At 47.0% G+C, this 5,816-nt stretch carries 5 protein-coding genes and 1 rRNA gene; 3 read left to right on the top strand and 3 right to left on the bottom strand.

Annotation, left to right across the window (positions count from 1 at the left end):
• Positions 1 to 54: 54 nt before the first annotated feature.
• From rrf to sufR, 3 genes are all read right to left on the bottom strand, one after another.
• Positions 55 to 171, bottom strand: a 5S ribosomal RNA gene (rrf, locus tag QT974_RS29940).
• 234 nt (positions 172 to 405) lie between these two features.
• A complete protein-coding gene (locus QT974_RS29935; protein WP_333472023.1) occupies positions 406 to 807 on the bottom strand; it encodes a hypothetical protein in 402 nt (133 codons plus the stop codon).
• A 124-nt stretch (positions 808 to 931) separates the two neighbouring features.
• A complete protein-coding gene (gene sufR, locus QT974_RS29930) occupies positions 932 to 1,618 on the bottom strand; it encodes an iron-sulfur cluster biosynthesis transcriptional regulator SufR (RefSeq protein ID WP_333472022.1) in 687 nt (228 codons plus the stop codon).
• A gap of 186 nt (positions 1,619 to 1,804) precedes the next feature.
• Between sufR and sufB the strand changes: the two genes are divergently transcribed.
• The 3 genes from sufB (at position 1,805) to sufD (ending at position 5,664) form a co-directional block, all read left to right on the top strand.
• A complete protein-coding gene (gene sufB / locus QT974_RS29925) occupies positions 1,805 to 3,244 on the top strand; it encodes a Fe-S cluster assembly protein SufB (protein WP_293348629.1) in 1,440 nt (479 codons plus the stop codon).
• A gap of 285 nt (positions 3,245 to 3,529) precedes the next feature.
• A complete protein-coding gene (gene sufC / locus QT974_RS29920) occupies positions 3,530 to 4,324 on the top strand; it encodes a Fe-S cluster assembly ATPase SufC (RefSeq protein ID WP_333472021.1) in 795 nt (264 codons plus the stop codon).
• Positions 4,321 to 5,664, top strand: coding sequence for a Fe-S cluster assembly protein SufD (gene sufD, locus QT974_RS29915; protein ID WP_333472020.1), 1,344 nt, complete (start codon positions 4,321 to 4,323; stop codon positions 5,662 to 5,664). The genes sufC and sufD overlap by 4 nt, the downstream gene beginning before the upstream one ends.
• The last annotated feature ends 152 nt before the right edge of the window (positions 5,665 to 5,816 follow it).

Below are 5,816 nucleotides of genomic sequence, written 5' to 3'. Positions count from 1 at the left end.
AAAAACTAAAGCCCTTTTCCGTTGTTGCGGGAAAAGAGCTTTAATTTATTATTAACCTGGCACCGAGCTATTTTACCGGGCAGTGACCCGCCGAGTATCTTCGCCATAGCAACGTTTAACAACCGAGTTCGAGATGGATCGGAGTGGTTCCATTACATCATAAGCACCAGGAAAGCTTTAAAAACTTTGAATCCTGTGTCTGCGTTAAGTCAGATGCACTGCATCTCTTTCGCTCGACTTAATTACATTACCAAGCTTTCCCCAGTTTGTCAACCCCTTTGTCAAAAGTTTTTTCAGGTGGTTATCCATGAGGATCTAGAAACCGGGTTTTTCAGGCGTCTACTTGGTTGCAGCTCACAGATTCGGTAAAAACCCGGTTTCTTTAGCCGCAGCGCGCCAGCCCGATTACAAATCCAAAAACGCCGCATCCACACCCTGCTCTCGGCGAATCTTCCCATCCTTCTCAAACCACGCCACAACCTGCTTAACTGTTAATTGCTCGATCGCCCCTCCCGATTCTGCCGCAATTTGCCTCAAAGGCCGCAAAGACGCAACTACCAAATTCGTAAAAAAGTTCTCAAAACTAGCATCAACCTGAATAGACTGTTGAATGCTGGCATCGTTCTTAATCCAATCCATAACCTGCTGGTTGGACACCTCAGTCACCGGCAAACCAGTCTCCCCAGAAATTTGCTTGAGTACCCTCAAACCATAAATTGCCAGCCGAGTCGAAAACTTTTCCTTCGATGACAGCAGCGCCATATCAACTTCGGCGCACTCTTCCGGCTTTAAAAAATTAGATTCCATAGTTATTAGTTATTAGTTATTGGTTATTTGTTATTTGTTATTTGTTATTGCTAATCCATGACATCCGTGACATCCGTTAAATCCGCTACAAAATCCGTTGCCGAACCGACATCCGTTAAATCCGTTACAAAATCCGCTGCCGAACTTCCTTCTTCTTGGCAATAGAATAACCGCAGCGGTGTTCCCCATCAATAATCCAGTGAGTCCGCTCCACAATACAATCCGGCAACACAGCCGCAAACATCTCCAACTCATTACCGCAAACACTCGGAAAAGTTTCAGCCACATTAGAAATAGCACAATTGTGTTCCATAAACACAAATCGATCGCCCTTAGCATTAAAATCAGAATCGCGATCGTCCACAGGATAACACTCAGCCATATAACCCTCAGCCCTGCGAAGCTCCACCAACCCACTCACCCGCTCTTGCAGAGAACCAGAACCCACCAACCTGCGGTACTCCAGCGCCTTGCGTTCCCACTGCTTTTGCAGGATAGAAATCACCTGCTCGCGGCCGACTGTCTCAGCCAGAGTATCAAGGAAAGACACCGCAAAATCGCCGTAACGATTCCCGAAGCGATCGCGCCCCAGACTGGTAAGCTCGTAAATGTGCTGCGGCCGCCCCATACCAGCCTGAACCGACTGATACTGAATCAGCCCCTCCGCCTCCAAATCCTTCAAGTGACGGCGAATCGCCTGCGGGCTGATATCCAAAGCCTCCGCCAACTCAAGAGCAGTCCCTTGACCCCCCTTAAGCAAATACTGCAAGATGTCTTGTTTCGTGGAAGTCTGCTGAGTAGTCTCCATCATCTTCACAAAAAATTATTAATTTGACTTTGACAAGATCGCTGTTGTTAATGTAGCTTAAAATATACTAAAGCAACAAACTTGTTGTTTAACTTCCCAGAGCAGTCCCCAGAACTCGCCGGGCCGCCGACAGTTCAGCGTCTGCCATCTTTGAGAGACTTATCCAGAACACTCGAAAGCGCAAAATCAATGAGCTCTACAGTTACAACCCTAGTCAATCAGCCCTACAAATACGGTTTCGTCACCGACATCGAGTCAGACACCATCCCCCGCGGCTTGAGCGAAGATGTAGTGCGACTGATTTCCTCGAAGAAAAACGAACCGGAATTCATGCTGGAATTTCGCCTCAAAGCATACCGGAAGTGGCTGACAATGACCGAGCCCACCTGGCCTCATGTCAACTATCCGGCGATCGACTACCAACAAATTATCTACTATTCCGCGCCCAAACAAAAGCCCAAAAAGCTCAACAGTTTGGACGAAGTTGACCCGACACTGCTCGAAACCTTTGAGAAACTGGGAATTCCCCTCTCCGAGCAAAAGCGCCTCGGAAATGTCGCCGTAGACGCCGTTTTCGACAGCGTTTCCATCGCCACAACTTTTAGAGAAAAACTCGCCAAAGATGGCGTTATCTTCTGTTCCATCTCAGAAGCAGTCAAAGATTATCCCGAATTAATAGAAAAATATCTCGGTAGCGTCGTACCAGTCGGCGACAACTTTTTCGCAGCGCTTAACTCGGCCGTATTCAGCGACGGTTCCTTTGTGTACATTCCCAAAGGCGTCAAATGCCCGATGGAACTGTCAACCTATTTCCGCATCAACAACGGAGATTCCGGCCAGTTCGAGCGCACCTTAATTGTCGCAGAAGAAAACAGTTCTGTTTCTTACTTGGAAGGCTGCACCGCGCCGATGTTTGACACCAACCAACTGCACGCCGCCGTCGTGGAATTGGTAACAATGGATAATGCTGATATCAAATACTCGACTGTACAAAACTGGTATGCCGGCGATGCGAATGGAAAAGGCGGAATTTACAACTTTGTGACAAAGCGCGGCTTGTGTCAAGGTGTCAATTCCAAGATTTCTTGGACGCAAGTAGAAACAGGTTCGGCGATTACTTGGAAATATCCCAGTTGCGTATTAGTCGGCGACAACTCCGTAGGCGAATTCTACTCGGTAGCCCTGACAAATAACAAGCAGCAAGCTGACACCGGCACTAAAATGATCCACGTCGGCAAAAACACTCGCAGCACGATTATTTCCAAAGGAATTTCGGCGGGAAATTCTGCCAACAGCTATCGCGGCTTGGTGAAAATGGGGCCGAACGCTAAGGGCGCTCGCAATTATTCTCAGTGCGATTCCATGCTGATTGGCGATAACGCTCAAGCAAATACTTTTCCTTACATTCAAGTGCAGAACCACACTGCTAAAGTGGAACACGAAGCTTCTACTTCCAAAATTGGGGAAGAGCAATTATTCTTCTTCGCGCAGCGGGGAATTTCCGCAGAAAATGCGATTTCAATGATGATTAGCGGTTTCTGTAAAGATGTTTTCAATCAGTTACCGATGGAATTTGCGGCGGAAGCTGACAAGTTGTTGAGTTTGAAGCTCGAAGGAAGCGTCGGATAATTTTTGTGGGCGAGAAACCCTTCTATGCTCTGCCAATTGATGATAACTTAAGCCCAGAGTCCGCCAGGGAATAAATTCCACGGGGCTTTTAGCGAAAGTCCTCTGAAGAGGACTCGGAAGAAGACCTTTAAACTCATCAGTCCTCTTCAGAGGACTTAAGCTTTGAGACAGGGGTTTCAACCCCTGGCGGACTATCGGTTTTACCTTAAACTGTCAGCAATCGGCACAGTCTAGAAACCAGAAATAAAAAACTGTAAACTGCATTGAGGCCAAGGAAAAAAATAGATGATTGTTGAAAATAGTCCAGTAGTGCTATCCGTCCGCAACTTAACTGCGAATGTCGAAGATACCCAAATCCTCAAGGGTTTGAACCTAGAAATTAAATCCGGTGAAATCCACGCCATTATGGGCCCCAACGGTTCGGGAAAAAGCACTTTATCTAAAATATTGGCAGGCCATCCCGCTTATACGGTAACGGGCGGAGAAGTGACATTTTTGGGACAGAATCTCCTGGAATTAGCGCCGGAAGAACGTTCCTTAGCAGGAATTTTCCTGGCTTTCCAATATCCTTTGGAAATTCCGGGCGTTAGTAATGTCGATTTTTTGCGCGTGGCTTACAATGCTCATCGCAAACATCGCGGTTTGGAAGAGTTGGATGCTTTTGATTTCCAAGATTTAATCGAGGATAAGCTGGATGTTGTCAAGATGAATCCGGCTTTCTTAAACCGCAGCGTAAATGAGGGTTTTTCCGGCGGCGAGAAGAAGCGCAACGAGATTTTGCAAATGGCGCTGTTGGAACCGAAGTTAGCGATTTTGGACGAGACTGATTCTGGTTTGGATATCGATGCTCTCAAAATAGTCGCCGGCGGTGTGAATCAGTTGTCAACTGCTGAAAATTCGATGTTGGTGATTACTCACTATCAACGGTTGTTGAATTACATTATTCCTGATTTTATTCATGTCATGGAAGCGGGCAGAATTATCTTAACTGGCCCGAAAGAGTTGGCGCTGGAATTGGAAGAGCGCGGTTATGACTGGGTTGTGGAAGAAGAAGCAGCAGCAGGAGTTGGCGCGCGATGATAAATACGCAGGTTGCTACTAGGGAAATGTTTTTGGCTGATTTGGTGAATCAGTGCGGTAAGTTGGAGGTTGCTAATAGCGAAAGTTCGGCTTACGGGTTGCAGGATTTGCGGGATGCGGCGACTGAATATGTGCTGGCTGCAAGTTTTCCGACGGTGAGGGATGAGGAATGGCGCTTTACTGATTTGTCGCCGGTTTTGCAAGTTCCTTTTCATGTACCGCAGAGCAATCAGTCAACGGTTAAGCTGACTGATGTTATTATGCCTGTGAAGAATCGGGATGATTTACCGTTGAGATTGGTATTTGTCAACGGTTTTTATGCGCCGGATTTGTCGGCGGTGGATTCGGGGGTTGTTCCGAATTTGCCCCTCGACTTTTATGCAGGTAATCTATCTAACGTACCGGAAAAATATCGATCGCGCATCACCGATGTTTTGAGCAAGCACAAACAGCAAACTGAAGTGTTTACAGCTTTGAATACTGCGGGTTTGGTCGATGCTGCGGTGGTGTTCGTACCGGCCAATATGTCGATCGACCTTCCGATTCACTTGCTGTTCCTGACTGCACCAGGTGCATCTGGGACGATGTGTCAGCCGCACTGCTTAATCGTAGCTGAGGCTGGCAGCAAAGTCACTGTCGTGGAGGATTACGCAACTATCGGCAATGTACCCGCTTTTACGAATGCTGTGACGGATGTTGTTGTTGCTGAAAATGCCACGGTGAACCATGTTCGGCTTCAGCGCGAAGGTTTGGATGTGGTTCATGTGGGCAAAAGTGCGATCGAGCAAGCGCGCAACAGTCGCTATACTTGTCATGCTATCAGCTTGGGCGGCAAAATATCGCGCCACAATTTAGAAGTATTTCAGCGCGGCGAAGGTACTGAAACAACTTTAAACGGCTTAACCGTAGCCTTTGGCGAACAGTTGGCGGACACTCACAGTTTAATCGATTTCAATCATCCCCACGGCACAAGTCGGCAATTGCACAAGTGCATTGTCGGTAACAAAGCGCGCGCCGTATTTAACGGTAAAGTTTTTGTTCGCAAAGCCGCACAATTGACAGACGCCGGACAGTTGAGCCGGAATTTGTTACTGTCACCGAGGGCGCGCGTAGATACAAAACCGCAGTTAGAAATTGTGGCGGATAACGTCAAATGTTCCCACGGTGCAACTGTCAGCCAGTTGGAAGATGACGAACTCTTCTACTTGCAAAGCCGCGGTTTGGATTTAGAAAGAAGTCGCTATTTGCTGATTGATGCTTTTGCGGCAGAAATTCTGGATAAGTTACCAATAGTCGGGGTAGCGAAAATGCTTTCTACCTGTATGGCTATCCAAGCTTAGTCTAACCGTTTGTAGTAAGGACTTCATTTTTTTCTTGCTAAGCTATAAAGAAGAGGACTAAAGTCCTTACTACGAACCTTACAAGGTTAGTCTTTGGTTCCTTCTTCCTTCTTCCTTCTTCCTTCTTCCTTCTTCCTTCTTCCTTCTTCCTT

It is taken from the genome of Microcoleus sp. BM001215392 (assembly GCF_036700185.1).
GTDB lineage: Bacteria > Cyanobacteriota > Cyanobacteriia > Cyanobacteriales > Microcoleaceae > Microcoleus.
Note: the sequence above shows the minus strand (reverse complement) of the source record. Positions and strands in the feature narration are given on the sequence as shown.